Raw genomic sequence first — 26,441 nt, forward strand, 5'->3', positions numbered from 1 at the left:
TTAGGTCAAGCCCACCGCGCGCTCGTCTTCGGTGGGCGTGCGGCGCTCGACCAAACATCCGGCAAGGAGGTCGAATGGGGTTTGTCCCAGCAGCAGGACGCTGAGGCCGAGGATGCCCAGGATGGTTGCCTCCACGAAGGGGAGTCCTGTCAACGCGAGAAGTGTGAGAAGGAGCCAGCCGTTGCGAACGGCTGGGCTGCCGATTCCGGGATGCTCAGCAATGACTTCTAGCTTTAGCGACCACTTACCCAGGGAAGTCTGCTTTGCGGCCTCTACCCACACTCGGTAGACGTAGAAGACGAGTGCGAGGGCAACGATGTCATAGACAGCGCCTGCTCGACCGCTCAGCACTTCATCGGCGATGAGGTTGATAAGCCACTTGAGTGCCACGATGATGGCGGCGGCGAGAAAGGCATCAATCCACCAGGCCACTGCGCGGCGCGCGAAAATCCCGAGGCGTTCTAGAAGCATGGCTGTCAGCTTAGTTCGCTGCAGCCGATTGATTCGATACCAGGGGAAGCAGTGTCTGACCTACCGTGCTTCGCACACGAAGATGGCGGTGCCGGGGAAAATGGCTCCCCGCTCAGGCGACCATTGTCCCCACGTAAGTGTGTTTTCCTCCGGCCACTTGGGTTCGATGAGGTTGCGAATTTCAAATGCACCGCGCACTTGGAGTGCTCGCACCCAATCGCCCATCGTGCGGTGGAACTCGGCATAGCTGAGCTCACCGCTGTCATCCTGCTCTAGGTAGGCGCGTTCAAAATAAGACAGCTGCGCAGTGAGGTCCTGTGGATCATCGGGGAAGACCCAACGCATGGGGTGTGGCACAGAAAAGACGAAGCGGCCATGAGGGTGCAGAACACGGTGGACTTCGTTCAGTGCCTGGTCAAGGTTGGCCACGAAGGGAAGGGCGCCAAAGGCGGAGAAGACGACGTCGAAGGATCCGTCACGATAGGGAAGTGCTAGGACATCAGCCTGAACGAGCGGTAGGCCACTCTCGGCATGGGAAAGCATTCCAGACGAGAGATCGAAGCCCGTGGCAAAGCGCGCGCGTCCTTGCAGCCACTGCGTGCAAGGCGCGGAGCCGCAGCCGAGCTCGAGGACGGTAGCGGAGGAGACATCGCCCAGTAGCTGCGCTTCCGCCTCGTGCAGCATCTCAGGACACCAGTAGAAAGAGGATAGATATTCGGGGTGTTCCGCGTGGTAGGAATCGGCGTCACGATCCCAAAAATTGCGATTGGCTGAGGAAGCAGAAAAGGCTGCAGAAGACATTCTCACTTTTCCAATTTCTTTTCCGTGTTGTATTTGCCGTTTTAGCTGCGAGGATGTAGGGTTGTACGGGCGTGTCTATGACTCGGGACGCGTTGGGCTACTGTAGGAGAGCTCGGCACGGCTGCGAGTCGGGATTGAAATCCATCTTAAGCCTTGCGCATTTGCGCTGCTTAATGACGCTTTTCAAGAGACGCGTAACTGTCCAATTACGATCTCCTACGTTTATTCGGAGCATAACTACATGCCAACTTCTAACACCCCTCAGGTTGCGATCAACGACATCGGAACCGCAGAGGACTTCCTCGCAGCCGTCGACGCCACCATCAAGTACTTCAACGATGGTGACATCGTCGAGGGCACCGTGGTCAAGGTTGACCACGACGAGGTCCTGCTCGACATCGGTTACAAGACCGAGGGCGTCATCCCGTCCCGCGAGCTCTCTATCAAGCACGACGTCAACCCGGATGAGGTTGTCGAGGTCGGCGACGAGATCGACGCACTTGTTCTCACCAAGGAGGACAAGGAAGGCCGTCTGATCCTGTCCAAGAAGCGCGCACAGTACGAGCGCGCTTGGGGCACCGTCGAAGAGCTGCACGCCAAGGAAGAGCCGGTTACCGGTACCGTCATCGAGGTTGTCAAGGGTGGTCTCATCCTCGACATCGGCCTCCGTGGCTTCCTCCCGGCTTCCCTCGTTGAGATGCGCCGCGTTCGCGACCTGGAGCCGTACATCGGCCAGGAGCTCGAGGCCAAGATCATCGAGCTGGACAAGCAGCGTAACAACGTTGTCCTGTCCCGCCGCGCATACCTCGAGCAGACCCAGTCCGAGGTCCGCTCCGAGTTCCTGCACCAGCTGCAGAAGGGGCAGGTCCGCAAGGGCGTTGTCTCCTCCATCGTCAACTTCGGCGCCTTCGTCGATCTCGGCGGTGTCGACGGCCTGGTTCACGTTTCCGAGCTGTCCTGGAAGCACATCGACCACCCGTCTGAGGTTGTCACCGTGGGCGACGAGGTCACCGTCGAGGTTCTCGACGTCGACCTGGACCGCGAGCGCGTGTCCCTGTCCCTGAAGGCAACCCAGGAAGATCCGTGGCGCGTCTTCGCCCGCACCCACGCTGTGGGCCAGATCGTCCCGGGCAAGGTCACCAAGCTCGTTCCGTTCGGCGCCTTCGTTCGCGTCGAGGAGGGCATCGAGGGCCTCGTCCACATCTCCGAGCTGGCTCAGCGCCACGTGGAGGTTCCGGACCAGGTTGTCAACGTTGGCCAGGAAGTCATGGTCAAGGTCATCGACATCGACCTCGAGCGTCGTCGTATCTCCCTGTCTGTTAAGCAGGCCGACGAGGACTACACTGACGAGTTCGATCCGTCCAAGTACGGCATGGCTGACTCCTACGACGAGCAGGGCAACTACGTGTTCCCGGAGGGCTTCGACCCAGAGACCAACGAGTGGCTCGAGGGCTACGACGAGCAGCGTCAGGCTTGGGAGGCTCGCTACGCCGAGTCCGAGCGTCGCTTCAACCTGCACACCGCTCAGATCGAGCGCAACCGTGCTGCAGCTGCTGAGGCCGCTGAGTCCGCTGCCAACTCCAACTACTCTTCCGAGTCTCAGGATGCAGCTCCGGCATCCGATTCTCAGGCAGAGGTTGGCGGCTCCCTCGCATCCGACGAGCAGCTCGCTGCTCTGCGCGACAAGCTCGCTGGCAACTAAGAATGGATCTTTCTCGGTTCGCACTCAGCGATGAACCCGAGATGGTCTAGCTTTTGAGAAAGGCCGCCCCTCCCACTGTGGGAGGGGCGGCCTTTCGCGTATCCTAAGCCGGTATGAAGCTCATTGGACTCACCGGCGGTATCGGCAGCGGAAAATCTACAGTGGCGCAGCTTCTCCTGCACCACGGATGGGAGCTAGTTGATGCCGATCAGATAGCTCGGGACATCGTTGAACCGGGGCAACCGGCGCTCGCTGAGTTAGCAGACGCTTTCGGGGAGGATATCCTTCAAGCCGATGGAAGCCTCGATCGTGGGTTGCTGGCTTCCCGCGCTTTCGCCAGCCGGGAGAAGACCGATCTCCTCAACTCCATTACGCACCCGCGTATTCAGGAGGAAACCCAGGCCCGCTTCGACTCCGCGCGCCGCGCTGGCGCCGACTTCGTGGTGTATGACATGCCGCTCCTCGTGGACAAGGGTCTACACAAAAATATGGACGCCACCATCGTCGTTGACGTCGATGTGGAGGAGCGGGTTCGCCGCCTCGTGGAGTATCGCGGGCTGGATGAGGGGGATGCGCGCCGCCGGATAGCCGCGCAGGTCCCGGACGATGTGCGCCGCGCCGCTGCTGATTTCATTATTGATAACAACGGCGCTCGCGATAAGCTCGATGCGCAGGTTGACGGGGTCGTCGACAAGCTCCGCTCCCGGTTCGCCTAGGGACGCGCAATTAACTAACGCGTCGCTACGACGTCAGAGACTTCAACGTGGTCGTTGTTTTCCATGTCTTCGCCCACGAAGTCGAGGTCTGTGCGCATGAGCATGGTGTTGTAGTCATGCCAGGACGTCAGAGTGTAATAGAGGTGCTGATCGTCCTGGTTCGGCAGAACGAAGGGAGCATAGGTGTCATTGAGCGGCTGGCCGCTGACGACCTTGGTGGTCTTTTCACTCACCAGCATGCGGCGCGGCGACCATGGGCCTTCTGGGCTATCGGCCGTGCGCATAACGATGCCTTCGCCCTCCACCCCGTACATAGTGATGTATTTGCCCAAGTAGTGGTTGTAAGCCACAGAGAGTTCGGATACCTTGCCGTCGAGTACCTCGGTGGCGCGCGCCGGATTCTTCACCCAGGAGCCGTCAGAGTAGTAGCTGAAGGCTTCCTCGTTAGGAAACTCCGACTTCAACGCACGGGACAAATATGCTGGGCCGCGGCGGCCGTTGCCGGTGGTGAAGCGGTAAATGTACTCGTCGTGCTCGATGAAGGCTGATTGTTGAAGTTTTTCAAACCCTTTGCGGTAGTTGGCGCCGCCGGGAATCGGCGCGTTCGCACCGTGGCTAGTGTTGGTTCGGGTGGCCTCTGGCACTGCGCGCCACGTGACTCCGCCATCAGTCGACTTCACGGTCGCGCCAAAGTTGGTGGACCAGCCGGTCTTCGGATCGTGCCAGGAGCGCACCGACATGTAGTCGATGTAGTGCACGCCGTCGACCACTATGCCGGCCGTGGGGATAGTGGTGCGCTCGCCGTTGGTGTCTTTATCTCCCACCTTCTGGGAAGGGATGAACTCCTTAGCCCGGCCTTGAGCCGACCATCCAGAGTTCGTTAGTGCTTCCTCCAGGCGCAGGCCGTCACCATAGTCGTGGTCGCTCGTGCGCAAAAGGAGGTTGGAACGCCACCCGTCGCCCTCGCTTGAGCAATCCATGGAATCGCCGAAGACATAGTAGGATTTGCCCGCGCCATCCGAGTAGGCGATGCCGAGGTCAGTTCCGGAAATATCAAACTTCCGGTCGGTGCGGTTTGGAGAACCGGAACCAGTGATGAGCTGCATGATTTGGGTTGGCCCGCCGCTGATCTGGCGCTGGTTATAGTTGCTGCGCTGTGGTGCCTCAGTATTGCCCGAACTGCTGGACCGGGAAGAGCTGCCGAGTAGGACGTCGAGCCCACCGAGCGAAGAGCCGGAAGTCTCGGGTTTCGACGTGAAGCTGCCGGACCTCGAGTAGGCCGTACACGGTGACGCATGGGCCGCAGGGGAGTGGGTCACGATAGCGACAGGCACTAGTCCGGCAATGGTCAACGCGCTGGTAAGAGAACGAAGCTTCATGTCAGCAGATTCTAAAGGAGAGCGCCAACTTTTAAAGGATATGGCGGCTAAAATTTACCTTGTGCTCGCATTCCGTTCACATTCCCTGCTTAATCTGCACCTCCATGGGGACGTGGGATGTTGGGCCTTTTGATAATCACGCCGCGTGCGAAGTGCTCGCGGCAATCCGTGATGGCTCCTTCGATCTTGATACGTTTAAGAAAAGCTGCGTGGATTCTCCCATCGACGTCGATGATGCCGAGGTAATCATTGCCTTGGGGGCATTGGCCACCACGCCTGAAGATAGGCTCCCCGCTGGAATTAGCGCGGATGACGTTAAAGCTTTGCGCACACCACAGACCCGGTCCTGGTTGCGCAAGAAAATCAATACAGCGATGGAGCCCAACAGTTCCCCGATTTATGCGTTGTGGGAAACCACGGGTGAGCTTGAACTGTGGTTGCGCAGGACGCGCGCGGCGTTGCCCTAAAATGCAGTGAGGCCTCCCTTCACAGACACAGGTGAGACAGGTTGCCTAGCCAGTGGGCCCTAGCAGGTTTCGTGGTGTGCGCGTTAGACTGGTCAGCATGGCTTTTGCTGCTGAACACCCCATCCTGCCCGTCTCCGAACATCGCCCTGTTGGCGAAATCGAGCGGCGCTCAGCCGAGTTCCGTGTTGAGTCCGAATTCCAGCCCGCTGGCGACCAGCCCGCCGCCATCGCGGAACTGGATGAGCGGCTCAGTCGCGGCGAGCGCGACGTGGTACTCATGGGTGCCACGGGTACCGGTAAATCCGCGACAGCCGCCTGGCTCATCGAAAAGCAGCAGCGCCCAACACTTGTGATGGCGCCGAATAAAACGCTGGCGGCGCAGCTGGCAAATGAGCTGCGCCAGCTTCTCCCGCACAACGCGGTGGAGTACTTCGTCTCCTATTACGACTACTACCAACCGGAAGCCTATATCGCGCAGACGGATACCTACATTGAGAAGGACTCCTCTATCAATGAGGACGTGGAGCGCCTCCGCCACTCCGCCACGTCAGCTCTTCTTTCTCGCCGTGATGTGGTTGTGGTTTCTTCTGTGTCGTGTATCTACGGTCTGGGCACGCCGCAGTCCTATCTTGATCGCTCTGTTGTGCTAGAGGAAGGGGAGGAGATCGACCGCGATCGCTTCCTCCGCTTGCTCGTGGATATTCAGTATGAGCGCAATGACGTGGGCTTTACGCGCGGAACCTTCCGCGTCAAGGGCGATACCGTGGATATTATCCCTGCCTATGAAGAGCGCGCGGTGCGCATCGAGTTCTTCGGCGATGACGTGGACGAGCTCTACTACATCCACCCCTTGACGGGCGACGTGCTGGAGCGGGTCGACGAGGTAAGAATCTTCCCCGCAACGCACTATGTAGCTGGGCCAGAGCGCATGGCCCGTGCCATCGAGGACATCAAGGAGGAGCTCGCGGAGCGCCTCGCGGAGCTGGAGAACCGCGGCAAGTTGCTCGAAGCGCAGCGCCTGCGCATGCGTACCGAATACGACCTTGAGATGATCGAGCAGGTGGGCTTTTGCTCCGGCATTGAGAACTATTCGCGCCACGTTGATGGACGTCCCGCCGGCTCCGCGCCGGCGACACTCCTGGACTATTTCCCAGAGGACTTCCTCACCATCATCGATGAGTCTCACGTGACCGTCCCGCAGATCGGCGGCATGTTTGAGGGCGATATGGCCCGCAAGCGCAACCTCGTGGAGTTTGGCTTCCGTTTGCCTTCTGCCGTAGACAACCGTCCGCTCACTTTCGATGAGTTCGAAGAACGTGTGGGACAAGCGGTGTACATGTCGGCGACGCCCGGTGATTTCGAAATGACGGCTTCCGGCGGCGAGTTCGTGGAACAGGTCATTCGCCCCACCGGCCTCGTAGATCCCAAGGTGACGGTCAAGCCCACCAAGGGCCAGATTGATGATCTCATCGATGAGGTCCGCGCCCGCACCGCGAAGCAGGAGCGCGTCCTGGTCACGACGTTGACCAAACGCATGGCAGAGGACCTCACGGACTATTTGCTGGAACACGGTATCAAGGTGCGCTACCTCCACTCGGATATTGACACGCTTCAGCGCGTGGAGCTGCTGCGCCAATTGCGCTTGGGGGAATTCGATGTCCTCGTGGGCATCAACCTGCTGCGTGAGGGCCTCGACCTTCCTGAAGTTTCACTTGTCGCCATCTTGGATGCCGATAAGGAAGGTTTTCTGCGCTCCACCACCTCGCTTATTCAGACTATTGGCCGCGCCGCCCGAAATGTGTCCGGTGAGGTCATCATGTACGCCGATAAGATTACGGACTCAATGCAGGAAGCCATCGAGGAGACTGAGCGCCGCCGTGAGAAGCAGATTGCCTATAACAAGGAGCACGGCATCGACCCGCAGCCGCTACGCAAAAAGATCGCCGATATCTTGGACCAGGTTTATGAGAACGCCGATGAGCAGGGGCAGGACGCGGATCCCACGGCCATCGTCGACAAGCCGGATGTGTCCTCCATGGCTGCCGACGAGGTGCAGGCGCTTATCGACGACCTAACGACCCAAATGCGCGAGGCAGCCCGGGAGCTCAAATTCGAGTTGGCGGGGCGCTTACGCGATGAGATCGCTGATCTGAAAAAGGAGCAACGCGGTCTCAAGGAGGCCGGCATTTGACGACGCGCCTAGTCCTGAAATTTGCCAACTCAATGTGCGGGTAAAATCCGTCTCGGCATAGCAGACCGTGTCATACTGTTAAGGATTAATCGCTACTTATAAGGAGAATTATGCTGAGCTACAACGTTATCGCTGTCGGAACCGATGGTTCTCAGACGTCCATGCGCGCTGTTCGTTCTGCCGCGTCCATGGCACGCGCTTATGACGCGACGCTGATTATCGTGTCTGCTTTCTACAACCACTCGGGTTCGATGCTCGGCGCCCCGAACTCAGAGGATGCCCGAGTACCGGTTGTGAGCGAAGAGATGTCGGAAAGCTTCCTCAACAATGCCGCGGAGATTGCGCACGGCGAGGGGGCGGAGCGGATTGAGATCATCGCTAAGTCCGGTGACCCGGTGAATTCGCTCCTCGAGGTCGGCAGGGACCATGACGTTGATATGTTCGTTGTGGGTAACAAGGGAATTCATTCGGTGCGTGGTCGCGTGTTCGGCTCCGTGGCGACGGAGCTCACTCGTAAAGCCCACGCTGACGTCGTCGTGGTCAACACCACTGACTAGGGCAGAACATGGCGCGCTGAGCCTCGTGCGCGCTGATCGACGTAAACGCGCCAGCGTTGTTAGACTAGCGGGTGCGCAAAAGCTTTAAAATTTTGTCAAGCGGTGGCCTCATGGTTGAGGCCAGCGAAGAAAGGTCATCATGAGCGATTACAACAAGATCGTGGTCGGCACCGACGGTTCCAAGTCCTCCCTGCTTGCTGTGGAGCGCGCCGCCAAGATCGCCGCAGCCTTCGATGCCACCCTCATCATCGGTTGCGCCTACTACGAGAACCAGGAGCAGGCTTCCAAGACTTTGCGCCAGGATTCCGTGACGATTCTCGGTGATGAGAAGGCCCAGGCCAACCTCGCCTCTGGCAAGGAGCACGCAGAGAAGTTCGGCGTGGCGAAGGTGGAGACCGCTGTGCGCCCGGGCACCCCGGTTCAGGCCCTGATGTCCATTGTCAACGACAACAAGGCAGACCTGCTCATCGTGGGTAACCGTGGAATCAACTCCCTGACCGGCCGCCTGCTTGGTTCGGTACCGGCGGACGTCGCACGTCAGTCTGATTGCGATGTCATGATTGTCCACACCGTCAACTAACGCTTTATTGCGTGCACGGCGCGCAGCGCCCAGAGACCTTCAAAGAAAGGGTTACCTGGGCCGCTGCGCGCCTTTTCTTATCTTCCTAGCTGGAAGGAAGAGTGCGGTAGGCACGGGCAAGGGCGTTACCGTCGGTGCCTTGAATGAGCGGGATATCGAAAGAAGACTGCTCGTTGACCTTCACCAAGGGAGCGAGCGAGCCGTGGGACAGCAGCTGCTCCTGCGGTGTGAGATTGCGTATCGCAACTGCTGCCACATGGTTAGGATGCTCCGCTGCCGCGTCCGCATAGGTCAAGGGATCGTGCTGGCCATCATCACCGATGAGCAGCCAGCGCAGTTTGCGGAAAGCGATGAACAGGTTTCGCAATTGGACGCGCTTGTGCTCCAGGCCATTGCGGAAGAGGCCGGTAGGTGTAGGCCCCCAATCCGTCAGGAGTAGCGGGCCGCGGGGGAATCCGTTGTCCGCCATGAAGTTCACCAACGTGTCATAGGTGTTCCACGCACCGGTGGAGAGGTAAATGAAGGGTGCCTCTGGGTGCTGCTGGTAGATCTCTCGGTAGAAGCTGGCCATGCCTTCTACTGGTTTGCGCGTATTAGTGCGCTTGACCCAAGAATTCCACGCCGCAATCATCGCGCGTGGCAGCCACGTGACCATGATGGTGTCATCGATATCGCTGACCACACCGAAGGTCGTGTCCTTATCCACGATGAGGACCTCCGCGCTGGCTTCCTCGGCGCCCTTGGCCCGGATGGTGACCTCGTGCCAACCGGGTTCGAGCCCGTGGTCATGGACTAGCACGTCGACATAGCCGTTGTCGTTCGTGGTGCCCGCTACCGTTTTCCCGCCAACCGTAACTTCAACCTCGTGGTGCGTGACCTGAATGGTGAAGAACTGGCGGTATCCGCGTTGAGCCCACGTATCGCGCTCTTCGGCGGCAGGGTCATGCATGAGGACCCGCCCCAGCACGTGGACGAATTCCTCGTTGCCGTAGCCGGCATAGCCAGTAACACTGGGGCGCCAGCCTTTGCGTGCTGAGCGCTTGAGCGAGTAAGCATTTGCGGTGGATTCGACTTTGCGGGCGATATCGGAAAGTGCCATGCGCACCAGATTAACGGAAAACCTCCGCGTAGCGGCCGGCGATGGTGAGGGACTGCATCGCACGCGTCAGCGCCACGTAGAGGTTGTGCAGACCCTGCGGGGACGCTTCCACGATGTCATCCGGATTGACTACGGTGACGTGGTCAAACTCCAGTCCTTTGATCTGCTCAACGTTGGCTGCGGTGATCACAGCGCGCAGGCGCCCGTCAGCGTCCTGGAAGGTTGCGGGCTGAAGGTCGCTCTCACCGTCCTGCCAGATAACGTCCACACCGTCGCGCACCGCGATGCCTGGCGTCGCCTCGGGGTTGATGGATTGAAGGAGCTGGTTGGCCAGCTCAGTGATCGGGCGCGGGGTTCGGTAGTTGACACTCAGACCGTGCAATCGGAAGCGCTGGCCGACGAAAGGCTCGAGAGTCTCGCCCCAATCATCAACGCCGGCGGGAGCTCCAGTCTGGGAGGTATCGCCGACGAGCGTCATCCACCGGGAAGGGCTGCGCCGGAAAATCATACGCCACTCCATTGGGGTCAACTCCTGTGCCTCGTCGACGATGACGTGCCCGTAAGCCCACGTGTAGTCCTCGCGGGCACGTTGAGCGGTGGTGCGGGAATCCCGAACTTCGTGGCGCCGAGCGAGGTGCTCGGCATCGATGACGTCGTGGGCAGAGAGAATCTCCGCTTCGAACATGTCATCATCGTTGTCGGTGGAATCAGATGAGCTCAGAATGTCGAGGGCATCTTCTGCCTCGGCGACCTGCTCACGCCATTCCTTCTCCTCTGCAGCGCGTTCCGCTTCTGGGTCTGGCATGCCGATGAGGACAGCGAGCTCGTCGAGAAGCGCAGCGTCGGACGCCGCCCAAGCCCGGCCATCCTCGCGGTAGAGGGCACCCCGGGTTTCCTCATCGTAGGCGCTGGCCGCTGAATCGATGCGTTCGGTGCTGCTCAGGAGCTCGGCGAGCGCATCTGTAGGCGCCAGATGGGGCCAGAACTCGTCGATGAGCTCCAGGACCTGCGGTTCTTCAGCAAGATCATCGTGGAGCTGGTCCACATCTGCGCGGGAGAGCAGGTTGGCGCCTCCCAGCGGATCAGAACCGATGCGTTCGGCCATCTGTTGGGCCAGCGATTCAATGAGGTGTTCCGCAAACGCCGCTTGAGCATCGTTGTGCGGCTTGCGCGAGCGCCGTGCGCGGGTTCGTGCTGCCTTGACCATCTGGGGGTCCACGGTGAGCTCGAGCCGATCGATCTCCAGCGTGCGCAGCTGCTCGGGTAAACGCTGGTAGTCCTTCACCGCGTTGCCGAGAATCTCCACCATGGCCTCGGAACCCTTGATTTCGCGGGCGAGCAAGGATTCAGAGTGTGTAGCCTCGATGCTGGGGAAGAGAGAAGAAATGGTGGAGAGTACAACGCCGGTCTCACCAAGTTCCGGGAGTACTCGGGAAATGTATTCCAGGAAGGTGGAATTGGGGCCCACGATGAGCACGCCCGTGGCGGCTAATTGTTCGCGGTAGGTGTAGAGCAAGTAAGCCACACGGTGCAGCGCCACCGCCGTCTTGCCGGTTCCTGGTCCGCCTTCGACCACCATGACGCCGCGCGTGCTGTCACGGATGATCTCATCCTGTTCGCGCTGAATGGTCTCCACGATGGAGGGCATATGGCCAGTGCGGGCACGCTGCATGACGTGGTGGAGGGCGGATTCACTAGCGACATCGCTGCTTTCTGCAGTGTTGTCTCCTTCGAGGATCTCGTCGCTAATACCGGTGACAGTGCGACCGGTAGTCCTGATATGCCGGCGGACGTGAACCCCTTCAGGGTGCGCAGTGGTTGCCAGGTAGAAGGGCCGCGCCATCGGGGCACGCCAATCCAAAAGAAGCGTGCGGTAGTCCTCCTCCCGGGCATCGAGCCCCATGCGGCCGATATAGCGGCGGTCTAGTCCCTCCGGGGTGGGGTTATCGCCAGGTGCATCAATGTCGATGCGCCCAAAAACTAAACCGAGTTGGGCGACGTTAAGTCGATCCAGCTTGGCTTGTAGGCCGTGGTACTCGGTTTCGCGGCGCACGAGAGCATCAGCATCTGGGGTATGAGGGTCGACGGCTGCTTGCACCTCGTTGAGGCGTACATTGGCCGCGTGGACCTCGTTGTCCAGACGCTCAAAGAGACCGTCGACATAGGCTTGTTCGCTAGCTATTTCGGCGCTCTGCTCGCTCGCGTGGGCGCTGGTTTTCCCGGTGTGAGTCGCAGGTGAAGATTCAGACACAAGGCTCCTTGGGTGCGTATGAAGGCTTCTCGTGAACAGACGGGAAGTAAGAAGGGAGATAAAGGAAGAGTGGACAGGAAAAAGAACAACGGCCCAGCATACTAGCTGAGCCGTTGTTGTCTCCACCGCGGTGATCATCGCGGTGCGTTGCGGGGCTTTCCGCAGCGTAGGAAGGAGAGCTTAGAAGCGGTCACCAAACTTCTTGAAAGCTTTATCCAGCTTCTTGGAGGCTTGCTTCTGGAGCTTCTCAGCGCGCTTGCGAGCCTTCTTCTGGGCGCGCTTTCCGTCGAGCGAATCTGCCTTGGCTAGGGCCTCGTCAGCGCGGTCCTGTGCCTTGCCGGCTGCCTTTACCAGACCCTTGCGGGCGGTTTCGGTGTTGTCACGTGCAGCGTCAAGCCAATCATCTTTGTTCTCCTCAAAGAACTCACGAGCGGTCTCAGCCTTGTCCTCGACGAAGGAGCGCGCGGAGTCGATGAAGTCCCGGCCAGCGGACTCCCAATCATCACGGTTGTCCTCGACGTAGTCCTTGGCGGTTTCGAACCAGTCATTAGCCTTATTGGTCACATCAGAAGAAATCTCGTTGGCGCGGTTGGAGAAGTCTTCTGCGAACTTCTGCTGCTCGGACTTACCCGGCAGCGCCTGCTGGATCTTCTTGTTGGCACGCTCCGAGGCCTTGGCAGCACGCCAACGCACGGAGGGCTTGCCTTCGGTGTCCTGCGTAACAATGGCCAAGGCACCAAGTAGGGCAGTGTTGGTGATGAAGCTGTTGCGCTGTGCTTTCTTGTCCTTCTTGGAATCGGCGGTCCAGAAAGCGTTGCCCACCAGGTTAGGGACGTGCGTCAGCGCGAGCACTGCAGCCGAGGTGCGCGGGGCTTTGCCCAGTGCCAAGGTGGTACCTGCAGCGGTCTTCGCACCGCCGAGTGCGCGGGTAACGAGCTCTGGGTCATTTGGGATGTAGCCTGCATATTCGCGGGGCAGCACCTTGCGCAGGCGCTTGAGCGCGGACTCGGTGTCCGCGACGTGCTCCGAGGTGTTGCGGAGCGTATCCACACCATCCCAGACAAACACGGAGGCCAGCATAGGACGGGCAAATTTACGAATCATAACGTGCTCCATTCAATAGATCTTTAAAGACGTTCGTCACACCATAGTACGCGGGTTAAGCAAGTGCCGCTGTCAGTGCAGCAGTTAATAAGTTGTTACCAACGCCGCTCCCACCATTCGTCCATGTGCGGGCGCTCTGCGCCGAGCGTGGTGGGTGCGCCGTGCCCAGGGCGGACGATCGCTTCGTCCGGGTAGACATCAAAGAGACGCTGCGTGACATCCTTGTACAGACGCACGAAGTCACCTTCCGAGGTGGTCTTGCCCACTCCGCCAGGAAAGAGTGAATCACCAACGAAAAGGTTGGTAACCCCATCAATCTCTGCGGCAATGGCCGCACCGCCGGGGGTGTGTCCGCGCAGAATAATGACGGGTAGTTCGTAGCCGGCGAATGGGAGCGTATCGCCGTGCTCCAGCTCGACGTCGACGGGTGCCGGCAAGGCAGGGGAGTCCAGGAAAGAGGAGTAATGCACGGCACCGGTTTTATCCAGAACCTCTTTGAGCGCGCGCACGTGGTCCCAATGACGGTGCGTGGTGAGAACGGAAGTGATCTTTACCCCATGGTCGGCGGCCAAGGAGAGCAGCGCAGGGGCGTCAGCGGAGGCGTCGATAAGCAGCGCCTCGTCACCGGCGCACAACAGGTAGCAATTGTTGTCCATCTCGGACACGGAAATTTTGTGAAGCTCAAGCGCGTTGTTCATAAGTCCAACCATACGGGTACATTCTGAGTGAGAACTCTCTGAACACACATTCTTTTGTGTAGGAAGGCAGCAACTAGTGGCTGATCGTTTGGTCGTACGAGGTGCGCGTGAGCACAACCTCAAGGGCGTGGATATCGACATTCCGCGCGATAACCTGGTGGTGTTTACCGGTCTATCAGGATCCGGTAAGTCCTCACTCGCCTTTGACACCATCTTCGCCGAGGGCCAGCGGCGCTACGTGGAGTCCTTAAGCTCTTATGCGCGCATGTTCCTCGGCCAAATGGATAAGCCGGACGTCGAGTTTATCGATGGCTTATCACCGGCGGTGTCCATTGACCAAAAATCCACCAACCACAATCCGCGTTCCACCGTCGGAACCATCACTGAAATTTATGACTACCTGCGTTTGCTCTTTTCTCGCGCGGGTACAGCGCACTGTCCTGAGTGCGATGCCGTCATTGAGCGCCAAACCCCGCAGCAGATCGTGGATGAGGTCTTAAGTCACGAGGAGAAGCTTAAGTTCCAGGTCCTTGCCCCTGTGGTGCGCCGACGTAAGGGCGAGTTCGTTGACCTCTTCGCAGATCTCGCGGCGCAGGGTTATTCCCGCGTTCGGGTGGATGGTGAGCTTTACCAGCTCAGTGACCCGCCCAAGCTGAAGAAGCAGATCAAGCACGACATCGATGTCGTCGTGGACCGCCTGCAGGTGAAGGCTTCTCAAAAGCAGCGGCTGACGGATTCGGTGGAAACAGCACTGCGCTTGGCAGACGGCCTAGTCACCCTGGATTTCGTAGACCGCGAAGAGCTCACGCACACCTACTCGGAGAAAGCAGCCTGCCCCAACGGCCACACGCTGACCATTGAGGAATACGAGCCTCGCGCGTTCTCGTTCAACGCGCCTTTCGGTTCCTGCCCGGTGTGCGATGGCTTGGGCACGCGCCTTGAAGTGGATGTGGATTTGTTGATCCCGGATCCGGATGCCCCGGCTGTCGAAGCCATCCAACCGTGGACGTCGAGCCCCAATGCGCGATATTTTGTCAAACTGGTTGAAGGGCTAGCGAAAGCCCTGGACTTTGATCCGCGCACCCCGGTGTCCGAGCTGAGCAAGGAGCAGCGCCACGCGCTGATTTATGGCACGGATGTGGAAGTCAGCGTGCGCTATAAGAACCGCTATGGCCGCCAGCGCAACTGGACCGCGCCGTTCGAGGGTGCCATCGGCTTCTTGGAACGCAAGCTCGATCAGACGGATTCCGAATCCCAGAAGGACCGTCTGCTTCAGTACACCCGCCGCGTGCCTTGTAACGCTTGTGGCGGTACCCGCCTGAAGCCGGAAATCTTGGCGGTGCGCTTAGCCTCCACCGCACATGGCGAGCAGTCCATCGCTGGCTTGACGGCGCTGTCCATCGAGGAGGCGGCGGAGTTCCTCGACTCGCTCGTGTTGGGCCACCGCGAGGAGATCATCGCCGGTGCCGTGCTCAAAGAAATCCAGGCTCGCCTGCGCTTTCTTCTCGACGTCGGCCTGAACTACCTGACCCTTGACCGCGGCGCCTCCACGTTGTCCGGCGGTGAAGCACAGCGCATTCGACTCGCCACCCAGATTGGTTCTGGTCTGGCGGGAGTCCTCTACGTGCTGGATGAGCCCTCGATTGGCCTGCACCAGCGCGATAATCAGCGCCTTATCGCCACGTTGAAGCGCCTGCGCGATATCGGAAACACCTTGATTGTGGTGGAACATGATGAAGACACCATCCGGGAAGCGGACTGGCTTGTCGACGTTGGGCCTCGCGCCGGCGAATTTGGCGGAACTGTGGTCTATCAGGGAGAACCCGCCGGTATCGAATCCGTGGAGGAGTCCCTGACGGGGCAGTATCTGTCAGGAAAGAAGAAGCTTGCGGTCCCGGATACACGCCGTGAGATTGACCCCGAGCGCATGCTCAAGGTCGTCGGCGCGCGCGAGAATAACCTCAAGGGTATTGACGTCGAGATTCCACTGGGCGTCCTCGTCTGCGTCACTGGTGTGTCTGGCTCAGGAAAGTCCACAGTGGTCAACCAAATCCTGGCCAAGACCTTGGCCAACAAGCTCAACCGTGCCCGCCAAGTGCCCGGTCGTGCCACACGCGTGGAGGGCGTGGAACACCTAGACAAGCTGGTGCAGGTGGACCAGAGCCCCATCGGCCGCACCCCGCGCTCGAATCCGGCAACCTACACAGGCGTCTTCGACAAGATTCGTAATCTTTTCGCGGAAACCCAGGAGGCGAAGGTCCGCGGCTACAAGCCGGGGCGGTTCTCCTTCAACGTTAAGGGTGGACGCTGTGAGGCCTGCCAAGGCGACGGCACCATCAAGATTGAAATGAACTTCCTGCCCGATGTTTACGTGCCGTGCGAGGTCTGTGATGGTGCCCGCTATAACCGCGAAACGCTGGAGGTCCTTTATAAAGGTAAGAACATCGCAGAGGTTCTCGATATGCCGATTTCGGAGGCAGCCGAGTTCTTCGAACCCATCACCTCAATTCATCGCTACCTCAACACCTTGGTGGAGGTAGGCCTGGGATATGTCCGCTTGGGTCAGGCCGCCACGACGCTTTCTGGTGGTGAGGCACAGCGCGTAAAGCTGGCATCCGAGCTTCAGAAGCGCACGAATGGACGCACGGTCTACATCTTGGATGAGCCGACGACTGGTTTGCATTTTGAGGACATCCGCAAACTTATGCTCGTCATCCAGGGGCTGGTGGACAAGGGCAATTCGGTCATCATCATTGAGCACAACCTAGACGTCATCAAGGCCGCCGACTGGATCGTGGATATGGGGCCAGAAGGCGGTTCCGGTGGCGGAACTGTCGTGGCCCAAGGCACGCCGGAGGACGTGGCGCAGGTAGAAGGCTCCTATACGGGAGGTTTCCTCAAGGAGATGGTGTGATGGTGAGGCAGAAGAACACCCCCAGGGCTGCTTTAGCTCTTTGCCTCGCCGTGGTAACAACCTTAACTGGCTGTTCGAGCCCCGAACAGAACATCAAGCATCCATCTACTGAAGAAGCAGGTGAGGGTGATACGCCGAACTTCGATGTGTCCTCGGAGCTGCGCGCCGTTATCGCCAACGTAGAAAGCGAGTTTGACGTTCGTGCCGGTGTGTCCGTGGCGGATAAAAAGGAGACGTTCAACGCTGGGCTCAAGGGCGATGAACCCGCATGGTCGACCGTGAAGGTTCCCATCGCCATTGCCGCTCTGCGTGATGGAGCTAGCCTCGAGCTCGTGGACCTCGCAATTAAAGAATCTGATAATGATGCAGCCTATGCACTGTGGTCCCACGTCCAATGGACCGAGGGGGATGCCGGCAGCGCGGTGAAATCCCTGTTGAAAGAGTATGACTCAACCGGTGAATTTGCCGAACCCTTTGGCTATTCCACGTGGTCGCTCGAAGAACAAGCGAAGTTCGGCGCGCACTTGCCGTGCATACCAGAAGCTGAGCAAGTGTATGACGCGATGGATGACATCGTGGAGTGGCAAGACAATGGGCTTGATAAGCTGCCGGACACCCGCGCCAAAGGTGGCTGGGGATTATCTGAAACTGATAACGGATATACTCACCGTCAAATTGGAGTTCGAGAAACTGCAGGCGGCGGAACTGCGGAGAATAGCGCGGTGGGTCTGGCCATTGAGGTCACTATGCCTGGGGAGTATGCCGATGAAGCGATACCCGCCCTCGACATGCTAGCCGCCGGAGTTGACCGAGTGGTCTCTGAGGCGCTGAAAGCCAGAGCACTAACGCCGTTGGAAGGTTGCGCGCAACCCAGTGCGCCATCAGCGGTGGTAGGGACGTCGTCAACCGCTGCAAGAGAGGTATCGACAAACACGTCGGCACGCCGATTTGGCTCACGATGATCGCGGTGATAGAGTAGTGCGCACTACCGCCCGTAGCGCCTCCTCCAGGAGGTACTTGGGCCGCAAGCGGAGTTTCTCCCACCCGATGCCGCGCAGGATGAATTGTCCAGTGCAGGATAAAGGTTAAGAGTAGGCGCCATTTATGGCGCGTGCTTGAAAAGAAACTCCCGGATGCCTATGGCACCGGGATTTATTCGTTTGTGGTCACGGTAGGCACACTACTAGCCCCCACAATCGAGGAGAACCACAATCAGCGCTGAAGCTCGCATTAATGAGCGCATCCGAGTACCCGAGGTCCGTCTTGTTGGCCCCGGTGGTGAACAGGTGGGCATCGTTCGTACAGACGATGCTCGCAAGCTCGCGTACGAAGCAGACCTTGACTTGGTCGAGGTCGCCCCGAACGCGAAGCCGCCCGTAGCCAAGATCATGGATTACGGCAAGTTTAAGTACGAGCAGGCCCAGAAGGCCCGCGAGTCCCGTAAGAATCAGCAGCAAACCGTGGTGAAGGAACAGAAGTTCCGTCCGAAGATTGATGATCACGATTACGAGACCAAAAAGGGCAACGTGGTGCGCTTCCTGGAGAAGGGTTCCAAGGTAAAGGTAACCATCATGTTCCGTGGTCGCGAGCAGTCGCGCCCGGAGCTCGGTTTCCGTCTGCTGGAGCGTTTGGCTGATGACGTCGCAGAGGTTGGCGTCGTGGAGTCGCGCCCCAAGCAGGATGGTCGCAACATGACCATGGTTCTTGGGCCCGTCCGCAAAGGCAAGAAGTAGACCACGCTCCACTTAGGATTTAAGGATTTAATTCTCATGAAGCAGAAGACTCACAAGGGCACCGCCAAGCGCATCAAGGTGACCGGCTCCGGCAAGCTGCGTCGCGAGCAGGCCAACCGCCGCCACCTCCTGGAGGGCAAGCCTTCCAAGCGCACCCGTCGCCTGAAGGGCACCGAGGACGTTGCCAAGGCAGACACCAAGCGCATCAAGCGCCTTCTCGGCCGCGCATAGTCAGCGCCGAAACACTCCATTTCCACACACCACAATCAAGATAAGGAAGTATTACTGTGGCACGAGTAAAGCGCTCAGTTAACGCCAAGAAGAAGCGTCGCGCGATCCTGAAGTCCGCTAAGGGCTACCGCGGCCAGCGCTCCCGTCTCTACCGCAAGGCCAAGGAACAGTGGCTGCACTCCATGACTTACGCTTACCGCGACCGTCGCGCCCGTAAGTCTGAGTTCCGCAAGCTGTGGATCCAGCGCATCAACGCTGCTGCTCGTATGAACGACATCACCTACAATCGCCTCATCCACGGCCTGCGCTTGGCTGAGATTGAGGTTGACCGCAAGATCCTGGCTGAGCTTGCTGTTAATGACTTCGAGGCTTTCTCCGCACTGTGCGAGGCCGCCAAGGCTGCACTGCCGGAGGACGTTAACGCTCCGAAGGCTGCTTAAGCTTTCACTAGCCTGCCCACGCCCACTGCTTTCCGCATCAAGGAAACGGTGGGCGTTTGGCGTTCCAAGCTTCAATTATGGGAACAGGAGCCAATGGGGAATAGGCCCCAGTGAGGTGAAGAAAAAGGGGACATGGCGTGTGCTTTGTGTTACCTTAATCAAGTTCCCACGTTCTCTTCCTGTGTTTACAGGCTTAAAAAGGAGTCTTTCTCATGACCAACCCCAACGGCGGTTTCCAGCAGAACAACCCGAATGCTTCGGGCAATAACCCTCAGTACTCCAATCCGTTCGACTCCAACGGAAACCAGTACCAGGGCGGCAACTACGGCCAGAACCTGCCGGCCCAGCAGGGCGGGTACCAAGGTCAAGGCCAGTATTACTCTCAGCAGGCCCCGGTCAACGCGCCGCAGAAGTCCTGGCTGGTTGCCCTTTTGCTGGCTTTCTTCCTCGGTGGCTTCGGCGCTCATAACTTTTACGTTGGCCGCACGGGTCGCGCTATCGGCCAGGTATCCCTCTGTGTCTTTAGCGTCTTAACGTCGTGGCTGGGTATTGGTGCAATCTCGGCGGGTATCCTCTGGATCTGGGTGATTATTGAGTTCATCATGATCATCGCCGGTGCAGGCGGTTATGACCGAGACTCCAACGGCATCCCGCTGAAGAAGTAGTCTTTTGCACATATTTTCTAGCCCACCTCTCTCAAGCTTGGAAGAGGTGGGCTAGCTGCATTGTGCTGCCCATGCGATCCGTGAGCTCGCAGGAGGCCTCGGTAGGGTGGAGGCTATGATACTGGACTTTGAGAATGCCTTCACCGAGCGCACGCCACGCATAGTCAATGCCGCAAAATTGCATCGTGCCGCTAGCCGTCGGAAGGCAGAGCGTTTCCTTATTGAGGGTGAAAATGCTGTCGACGCAGCGGTGTCCACAGGCGCAGCCACGGACGTTTTCGTAACGGAAAAGGCCGCCGAACGCTTTGCACATATTGTGCAAACCTGCGGCTATATGGACGTCTATGTTCATCCCATCACCGACAAGGCAGCCAAGCACCTCTCCGATACGGCGACGAGCACAGGCCTCTTTGCTGTGTGCCGTCCTGTCCTGTGGACTGCAGGTAAAATCCTGGCGGGCAAGCCGCGTTTGGTCTCAGTCCCAGTGCTTACTTCCGAGCCGGGCAATGCAGGTACCTTGATCAGGACTTCGGATGCCATGGGCGCCGATGGCGTCATCTTCGCGGGTGAGACGGTCGACCCTTTGGGCTGTAAAGTCGCGCGTGCATCAGCAGGCTCACTCTTCCATATTCCCGTGGCTCGTGATCCCAATATCAAAGATGTCTTGGGTAAGTTGCGCTCCTCCGGCATGCAGGTGCTGGCAACGGCCGCTGACGGCGAGGTGGACCTCGCGGATGCGGACCTTTCCCAACCCACCGCATGGCTGTTTGGAAACGAAGCGCATGGACTAGGAGAACTGTTGGATGAAGCCGATATGCGCGTGCGCATTCCAATTCTGGGCCGTGCAGAGTCTCTGAACCTTGCCACGGCTGCCAGCATCTGCCTGTACGAATCTGCCAAGCAGCAGAATCGCTAGTCTCTCCTTGGGCTGGGGCTGGTGGCCACAGCAGTCGTTAAGCACGGTAAGATAGCTCGCGTTAGTTTTTGTGCGAGAAGAAGGTAATCAAGGCACGTGTCCGACACACCTCAGATCGAATTGACCGAAGAGGCCCTCGAGGCCGCCGCGCAGAAGGCCATTGCCGCCTTCGAGGCTGCATCCGACCTCGACGAGCTCACTTCCGCCCGCCGTGAGCACCTTGGTGATGGCGGCTATATCCCGCAGGCCCGCCAGTCGCTGGGGCAGTTGCCAAAGGATCAGCGCAAGGATGCTGGGCGTGCGGTAAACATCGCGCGCGGCAAGATGGAGAAGCGCTTTGCACAAATTCGTGAAGTGCTCGAGCAGGAGGCTCGCGCCGCGCAGCTCAAGGCGGAGAAAGTCGACGTCACCGTCCCAACTACCCGGGCGCAGACCGGTGCTTTACACCCAATTACTGCGCTGTCGGAGCGCATTGCGGACATCTTCGTGGGCATGGGTTGGGAAATCGCCGACGGCCCAGAGGTCGAGGCTGAGTACTTCAACTTCGATGCTCTGAACTTCAAGCCCGATCATCCGGCACGTACGTTGCAGGACACCTTCCATGTGGGTAAGGAGGGCTCGAAGCAGGTTCTCCGTACTCACACGTCGCCGGTGCAGGTGCGTACGATGCTCGAGCGTGATGTACCGCTCTACATCGCTTGCCCAGGCCGAGTTTTCCGTACCGACGAGCTCGACGCGACCCACACGCCGGTCTTCCACCAGGTGGAAGGCCTTGCCGTGGATAAGGGACTGACCATGGCCCACCTGCGCGGCACTCTGGAGCACCTGGCCAAAGTTCTCTTCGGTCCGGAGACCACCACTCGCATGCGGGTGAACTACTTCCCGTTCACCGAGCCTTCTGCTGAGGTCGATGTGTGGTTCCCGAACAAGAAGGGCGGCGCCGGCTGGATCGAGTGGGGTGGCTGCGGCATGGTTAATCCCAACGTTTTGCGTGCGGTCGGCATCGATCCGGAGGAGTACACCGGCTTCGCCTTCGGCATGGGCCTTGAACGCACCCTGCAGTTCCGCAATGGTCTCACCGACATGCGCGACATGGTGGAAGGCGATGTCCGCTTTACCTTGCCATTCGGCGTGCAGGCATAGGAACCCAGAGAAAGGATAGAAAGAAAACAATGCTTATTTCCCAAGACTGGGTTACCCGCCTCCTCGGCACCGCAAACTCTGGCTGGAACGTATCCGCCGAAGAGCTAGACTCCGGTTTTGTCCGCGTCGGATTCGAAACCGAGGGCTATGAGGCTCTTCCGGAGACCACGGGCCCGCTCGTTATTGGCCAAGTCGTGGAGATTGAGGAGCTCACCCAGTTCAAGAAGCCAATCCGCTACTGCCAGGTGAATGTTGGCAAGGCCAATGGCACCGGCGAACTCCAGGGCATTATCTGCGGCGCGCGTAACTTCCGCCTCAATGACTATGTCGTGGTTTCCCTTCCGGGTGCTGAGCTGCCGGGAGGCTTCAAGATTGCTGCCCGTGAGACCTATGATCACATCTCCAACGGAATGATGTGCTCCGCGGCTGAACTGGGCTTTGGTGCGAAGGCTGATGGCATCATCGTTCTGGGAGAGGAAGTCGCCGACAAGGTCGGTGAGGACGCTCGCCCCCTCATTGGGCTGTCCGATACGGTTTTCGACGTCAACATCACCCCAGACCGCGGCTATGCTTTGTCGGCACGTGGCCTGACGCGGGAGATTGCCTCCGCTTTCGACCTCGCCTTCCCCGACGTGGCGCAGGATCCGAACGTTGCTGGAGTCGATACCTCTGCTGTACCGGCGCCGAAGGGCGAGCTGATCGCCGTCGATCTGCGTGAAGAAACCAAGGCCCAGCGCTTTGGTCTGCGCAAGGTTAGCGGCATTGATCCCGCTGCCCGCACACCCTTCTGGATGGAGCGCGAGCTCATGCTGTCCGGCCAGCGCAGCGTCAATCTGGCGACCGACATCACCAACTACGTTATGCTGCTCCTCGGAGCACCGATGCACGCCTTCGATGCCAACGTCGTGAACGGCAACCTCGTGGTGCGCAATGCTAGCGAGGGGGAGACATTTGAGACCCTCGACCATGTCAAGCGTGAGCTTTCGGCGGGTGACGTGGTCATTTGCGATGGCAACGGAATTCAGTCCCTGGCTGGTGTCATGGGCGGCACGACCTCTGAAATCTCCGAGACGACCACTGACGTGTACTTCGAATCGGCCATTTGGGATCCGATTACCGTGGCCCGCACGTCGCGCCGCCACAAGCTGTCCTCGGAAGCCTCCCGCCGTTTCGAGCGTGGCGTCGACCCGGCCATCGTAGAGGTTGCTCTCGACGTTGCGTGTGCGCTGCTGCAGCAAATCGCGGGCGGCACCATCGAGGAGGGCCGGACGCTCGTGGGAGACGTCGCCAAGCGCGAGCCCATTACACTGCGCGCCGCCAAGCCGAGCGAATACGCCGGCGTTGAGTACTCCCGCGAGACCGTGGTGAAGCGCCTTACTGAGGTTGGTTGCGAGGTCTCTGGCGAAGAAGAGTTTTCCGTCGTCCCCGCGTCTTGGCGCACCGATATCGACATGGATGTGGATCTCATCGAGGAGATCCTGCGTCTGGAGGGCCTCGAAGATATTCCGACCATTCTGCCTACCCCGGTGGGAGGTCGCGGCCTTACTCCGGCGCAGAAGCGTCGCCGTGCAATCGGACACGGCTTGGCTTATGCGGGCTATGCCGAGGTTCTGCCTTCGCCGTTCATTGCCAACGACACCTTCGACACCTGGGGTCTGGATAAGGAAGACCCGCGCCGCCGCACTGTTGCCGTGCAGAATCCTCTCGAATCGGATAAGGCCATTCTGTCCACGACGTTGCTTCCGAATCTCCTTGAAGCCATCGCCCGCAACGTGGCCCGTGGTCGAAGTGACCTCGCCCTCTTCGGTCTCCAACAGGTGGCATTCAAGCGTGCTGATGCGTCCCCGATGCCGTCGGTGGAGACGCGCCCGGAGGACTCCGTGGTGAGCGAGCTTTTGGAGTCGCTGCCGCTACAGCCGCTGCACGTGGCCACGGTCGCTACCGGCAACATTGAGCACGAGGGTCCGTGGGGCTCTGGTCGTGCTTATAGCTACGCAGATGCCATTGAGTCCGCGCGCCAGGTTGCCCGCGCCGCCGGTGTTGACATCACTGTCAAGGCGGCCGAGCAGCTCCCGTGGCATCCGGGCCGCTGTGCCGCCTTGGTCCTCGCTGCAGACGAGGAAACCGTCGTGGGCTATGCCGGCGAGCTGCATCCGCAGGTACTGGAGGCCCTTGAGCTTCCAGCCCGCACGTGCGCCATGGAGCTCGATGTCACTGCGCTGCCGTTGGAGGAGAAGTTCCCAGCACCGGTCCTCTCCTCCTTCCCGGCCTTGCACCAAGACATCGCACTGGTGGTGGATGAGGATACCCCGGCAGAGGCAGTGCGCCGAGTGGTTGAGGAAGGCGCCGGCGAGCTCTTGGAATCTGTGGAGCTCTTCGATGTCTTCCGTGGTGAGCAGCTCGGTGAAGGTAAGAAGTCCCTTGCCTTCCAGCTCTTGTTCCGCGCAGATGACCGCACGCTGACTGATGAAGAAGCTAACGAGCACCGACTCGCTGCCGCAGACCTAGCCAAGCAGCGTCTTGGTGCGGAGATGCGCGCTTAGCGTTTACTGGCACCTTTGGTTCCTTAACCCGGCTCACGCACCATGTGAGCCGGGTTTTCTTATGCTGCAAGGAGTGAAGGGGTGGGGACAGGTCCCCTGGAACTGGATGTAGTGTGGCTTGGCTCATAACCTCAAGGGGGCAGCGTTTCCACACCGAAAGGATTGTTCACACCATGCGTTTGATTTCTCGTCTTACAGCTACCGCCGCGGTCGTCGGCGCACTGACCATCGCCCCACATGCTTCCGCTGACTTGTCCCAGGGTTTCTCCAATGCTGATGGCACCGTCAACTGCGAAGCGGCGAATATTGAAGGAACTTACGTCGCTTGTCTGTCCAATGGCGCACGTGCCACTAGTCCGGAATGCAACCCGCCGGGGCAGTTGGCACCACGCTTCTTCTACCATGCGGGCCGGTCCAAGGCTGATTGTTTCAACCAGGGGCTCACGACTTCCAACTTCAAGCGCTTGCAGCCTGGCCAAGTTCACCAATTCAATGAGGTCACCGCCATCGCGGACGCCCAAGGTGGTATCCACTTCGTTGGCCCACAGGGTTACCTGGGCTACGCAGGAAAGAAGGCCGTGTCAGGCGCCGAAGGCCTCGGACAGGTTTCCTCCCGCGTCATGTAGGCTTCGCTCCTATCCCTACTGCAAGGCTCGAATTTTCGCAGGACACTGCGGAGATCCGAGCCTTATTCTCTGCGGAATGAAGAAAAGTGCTTCCAATTTGATTGAATAACATACGGCGGAGTGCATTATTTGCTACTGTGGCTGCATGACTATTTCAGTAGCTATCGCCGGAGCCACGGGTTATGCAGGAGGCGAAATTCTACGTCTCTTACTATCGCACCCAGCGTACCTTTCAGGTGATCTGCATATCGGCGCGCTGACGGGGCACTCCAATGCTGGTCAGCGAGTCTCCGAACTCATGCCGCACCTGCCGCAGTTGGCAGATCGCGTCATCGAGGACACCACTCCGGAAATTTTGGCGGGCCATGACATCGTTTTCCTCGGTTTGCCGCATGGGCATTCCGCGGAGATTGGTCGTCAGCTGGGGGAGTCCGTCACTGTCATTGATTGCGCCGCCGATTTCCGCCTCCGCAACAAGGAAGATTGGGATGCATTTTATGGCGGGGAGTATGCCGGTTCGTGGCCTTATGGAATTCCTGAAGTTCCCGGCAACCGGGACAAGCTTAAAGGCAGCAACCGTGTGGCCGTCCCTGGGTGTTTCCCAACCACGATTACACTCGGCGCGCTGCCTGCCGTGGCGAAAGGGCTGATTGAACCGGATCTGTCCGTCATTGCGATTACCGGTGTTTCCGGCGCGGGAAAGAAGGCCTCCGTGGCCCAGCTAGGCGCGGAAACAATGGGCAATCTCAAGGCTTATAAGCCGGGCGGTACTCATCGACACACTCCGGAAGTCCTGCAAAACTTACAGCCCTTTACGCAGAAGTCGGTTTCGGTGAGTTTTACTCCGGTGCTCGCGCCTTTGCCGCGTGGCATCCTGGCGACGATTACGGCACCGCTGAAGGGGGATGCTGACAAGCACAGCGTTGTTCAAGCTTTCCGCGAGTTCTATGCGGAAGAGCCGTTCTGCCTGGTTCTGCCGGAAGGTCAGCAGCCGGAAACACAGAACGTAGTGGGGACCAACATGGTCCACATCCAGGCTCACGTGGACGAACGCGCTCAGCGTCTGGTGATAACCGCAGCCCTAGACAACTTGTGCAAGGGCACCGCCGGTGCAGCTGTCCAATGCATGAACCTGACCTTGGGCTGGGAGGAAACCTTGGGTCTGCCGCAAGCGGCCGTCGCACCTTAGATGTCCGAATGCTTACGCGCATTCA

Annotated in this window: 24 protein-coding genes; 17 read left to right on the top strand and 7 right to left on the bottom strand. The window is 59.2% G+C overall.

What is annotated here, in order from left to right; all coding sequences use genetic code 11:
- Together HMPREF2896_RS09115 and HMPREF2896_RS09120 are read right to left on the bottom strand one after the other, a co-directional pair.
- Positions 1-471: an RDD family protein gene (locus HMPREF2896_RS09115; protein WP_070719241.1), complete on the bottom strand. Its 471-nt coding sequence runs from the start codon at positions 469-471 to the stop codon at positions 1-3.
- A gap of 60 nt (positions 472-531) precedes the next feature.
- Complete coding sequence (locus tag HMPREF2896_RS09120) at positions 532-1,272, bottom strand: class I SAM-dependent DNA methyltransferase (RefSeq protein ID WP_070719243.1); 741 nt, start codon at positions 1,270-1,272, stop codon at positions 532-534.
- Positions 1,273-1,513: 241 nt separating this feature from the next.
- Here HMPREF2896_RS09120 and rpsA point away from each other — a divergent pair, with 241 nt between their 5' ends.
- Both rpsA and coaE read left to right on the top strand, forming a co-directional pair.
- Positions 1,514-2,974: a 30S ribosomal protein S1 gene (gene rpsA, locus HMPREF2896_RS09125; protein ID WP_070719246.1), complete on the top strand. Its 1,461-nt coding sequence runs from the start codon at positions 1,514-1,516 to the stop codon at positions 2,972-2,974.
- 113 nt (positions 2,975-3,087) lie between these two features.
- On the top strand, positions 3,088-3,690 hold the full coding sequence (coaE, locus tag HMPREF2896_RS09130; protein ID WP_070644851.1) for a dephospho-CoA kinase: 603 nt from the start codon (positions 3,088-3,090) through the stop codon (positions 3,688-3,690).
- Positions 3,691-3,704: 14 nt separating this feature from the next.
- On the opposite strand, the gene HMPREF2896_RS09135 is transcribed toward coaE, so the two are convergent.
- Positions 3,705-5,069, bottom strand: a complete 1,365-nt coding sequence (locus HMPREF2896_RS09135; protein WP_070644849.1) for a DUF4185 domain-containing protein — start codon at positions 5,067-5,069, stop codon at positions 3,705-3,707.
- A 104-nt stretch (positions 5,070-5,173) separates the two neighbouring features.
- On the opposite strand from HMPREF2896_RS09135, the gene HMPREF2896_RS09140 reads away from it, so the two are divergent.
- The 4 genes from HMPREF2896_RS09140 (at position 5,174) to HMPREF2896_RS09155 (ending at position 8,864) form a co-directional block, all read left to right on the top strand.
- On the top strand, positions 5,174-5,536 hold the full coding sequence (locus HMPREF2896_RS09140; protein ID WP_210388763.1) for a DUF4259 domain-containing protein: 363 nt from the start codon (positions 5,174-5,176) through the stop codon (positions 5,534-5,536).
- 97 nt (positions 5,537-5,633) lie between these two features.
- Positions 5,634-7,727 carry an excinuclease ABC subunit UvrB gene (uvrB, locus tag HMPREF2896_RS09145; RefSeq protein WP_070446886.1) on the top strand — a complete coding sequence of 698 codons (2,094 nt, stop codon included), beginning with the start codon at positions 5,634-5,636 and terminating at the stop codon, positions 7,725-7,727.
- A 110-nt stretch (positions 7,728-7,837) separates the two neighbouring features.
- Positions 7,838-8,284, top strand: a complete 447-nt coding sequence (locus HMPREF2896_RS09150; protein ID WP_070644846.1) for a universal stress protein — start codon at positions 7,838-7,840, stop codon at positions 8,282-8,284.
- A 139-nt stretch (positions 8,285-8,423) separates the two neighbouring features.
- Positions 8,424-8,864 (top strand): universal stress protein, encoded by a 441-nt coding sequence (locus HMPREF2896_RS09155; RefSeq protein ID WP_070446890.1) that lies wholly within the window; start codon positions 8,424-8,426, stop codon positions 8,862-8,864.
- 85 nt (positions 8,865-8,949) lie between these two features.
- Here HMPREF2896_RS09155 and HMPREF2896_RS09160 read toward each other — a convergent pair whose 3' ends face one another.
- The 4 genes from HMPREF2896_RS09160 to HMPREF2896_RS09175 form a co-directional block, all read right to left on the bottom strand.
- Entirely contained in the window at positions 8,950-9,963 is a 1,014-nt protein-coding gene (locus HMPREF2896_RS09160; protein WP_070711267.1) for an App1 family protein, read from the bottom strand.
- Positions 9,964-9,973: 10 nt separating this feature from the next.
- The gene (locus tag HMPREF2896_RS09165; RefSeq protein WP_070719251.1) at positions 9,974-12,214 is read right to left on the bottom strand and encodes a HelD family protein; all 2,241 of its coding nucleotides are present in this window, start codon (positions 12,212-12,214) and stop codon (positions 9,974-9,976) included.
- Positions 12,215-12,394: 180 nt separating this feature from the next.
- Positions 12,395-13,318: a DoxX family protein gene (locus HMPREF2896_RS09170; RefSeq protein WP_070719289.1), complete on the bottom strand. Its 924-nt coding sequence runs from the start codon at positions 13,316-13,318 to the stop codon at positions 12,395-12,397.
- 95 nt (positions 13,319-13,413) lie between these two features.
- The gene (locus HMPREF2896_RS09175; protein WP_070644842.1) at positions 13,414-14,016 is read right to left on the bottom strand and encodes an MBL fold metallo-hydrolase; all 603 of its coding nucleotides are present in this window, start codon (positions 14,014-14,016) and stop codon (positions 13,414-13,416) included.
- Positions 14,017-14,092: 76 nt separating this feature from the next.
- On the opposite strand from HMPREF2896_RS09175, the gene uvrA reads away from it, so the two are divergent.
- The 11 genes from uvrA (at position 14,093) to argC (ending at position 26,416) form a co-directional block, all read left to right on the top strand.
- Positions 14,093-16,930, top strand: coding sequence for an excinuclease ABC subunit UvrA (gene uvrA, locus HMPREF2896_RS09180; protein WP_070719253.1), 2,838 nt, complete (start codon positions 14,093-14,095; stop codon positions 16,928-16,930).
- A gap of 50 nt (positions 16,931-16,980) precedes the next feature.
- Complete coding sequence (locus HMPREF2896_RS09185) at positions 16,981-17,892, top strand: serine hydrolase (RefSeq protein ID WP_246824014.1); 912 nt, start codon at positions 16,981-16,983, stop codon at positions 17,890-17,892.
- Positions 17,893-18,141: 249 nt separating this feature from the next.
- Positions 18,142-18,663 carry a translation initiation factor IF-3 gene (gene infC, locus HMPREF2896_RS09190; RefSeq protein ID WP_080550383.1) on the top strand — a complete coding sequence of 174 codons (522 nt, stop codon included), beginning with the start codon at positions 18,142-18,144 and terminating at the stop codon, positions 18,661-18,663.
- Positions 18,664-18,699: 36 nt separating this feature from the next.
- Positions 18,700-18,894: a 50S ribosomal protein L35 gene (gene rpmI, locus HMPREF2896_RS09195; RefSeq protein ID WP_039675593.1), complete on the top strand. Its 195-nt coding sequence runs from the start codon at positions 18,700-18,702 to the stop codon at positions 18,892-18,894.
- A 56-nt stretch (positions 18,895-18,950) separates the two neighbouring features.
- Positions 18,951-19,334, top strand: coding sequence for a 50S ribosomal protein L20 (gene rplT, locus HMPREF2896_RS09200; protein WP_005323264.1), 384 nt, complete (start codon positions 18,951-18,953; stop codon positions 19,332-19,334).
- 212 nt (positions 19,335-19,546) lie between these two features.
- The gene (locus HMPREF2896_RS09205) at positions 19,547-19,999 is read left to right on the top strand and encodes an NINE protein (protein WP_070446903.1); all 453 of its coding nucleotides are present in this window, start codon (positions 19,547-19,549) and stop codon (positions 19,997-19,999) included.
- 115 nt (positions 20,000-20,114) lie between these two features.
- Positions 20,115-20,915 (top strand): TrmH family RNA methyltransferase, encoded by an 801-nt coding sequence (locus HMPREF2896_RS09210; RefSeq protein WP_070719257.1) that lies wholly within the window; start codon positions 20,115-20,117, stop codon positions 20,913-20,915.
- Between the two features lie 96 nt (positions 20,916-21,011).
- Positions 21,012-22,058, top strand: coding sequence for a phenylalanine--tRNA ligase subunit alpha (gene pheS, locus HMPREF2896_RS09215; protein WP_070446907.1), 1,047 nt, complete (start codon positions 21,012-21,014; stop codon positions 22,056-22,058).
- A gap of 29 nt (positions 22,059-22,087) precedes the next feature.
- Positions 22,088-24,601, top strand: coding sequence for a phenylalanine--tRNA ligase subunit beta (gene pheT, locus HMPREF2896_RS09220; protein WP_070719259.1), 2,514 nt, complete (start codon positions 22,088-22,090; stop codon positions 24,599-24,601).
- Between the two features lie 173 nt (positions 24,602-24,774).
- The gene (locus HMPREF2896_RS09225; protein ID WP_070719261.1) at positions 24,775-25,227 is read left to right on the top strand and encodes a hypothetical protein; all 453 of its coding nucleotides are present in this window, start codon (positions 24,775-24,777) and stop codon (positions 25,225-25,227) included.
- A 145-nt stretch (positions 25,228-25,372) separates the two neighbouring features.
- Positions 25,373-26,416 carry an N-acetyl-gamma-glutamyl-phosphate reductase gene (gene argC, locus HMPREF2896_RS09230; RefSeq protein ID WP_070446913.1) on the top strand — a complete coding sequence of 348 codons (1,044 nt, stop codon included), beginning with the start codon at positions 25,373-25,375 and terminating at the stop codon, positions 26,414-26,416.
- Positions 26,417-26,441: the final 25 nt, after the last annotated feature.

This window comes from Corynebacterium sp. HMSC069E04, from assembly GCF_001813175.1.
GTDB classification, from domain to species: Bacteria; Actinomycetota; Actinomycetes; order Mycobacteriales; family Mycobacteriaceae; genus Corynebacterium; species Corynebacterium aurimucosum.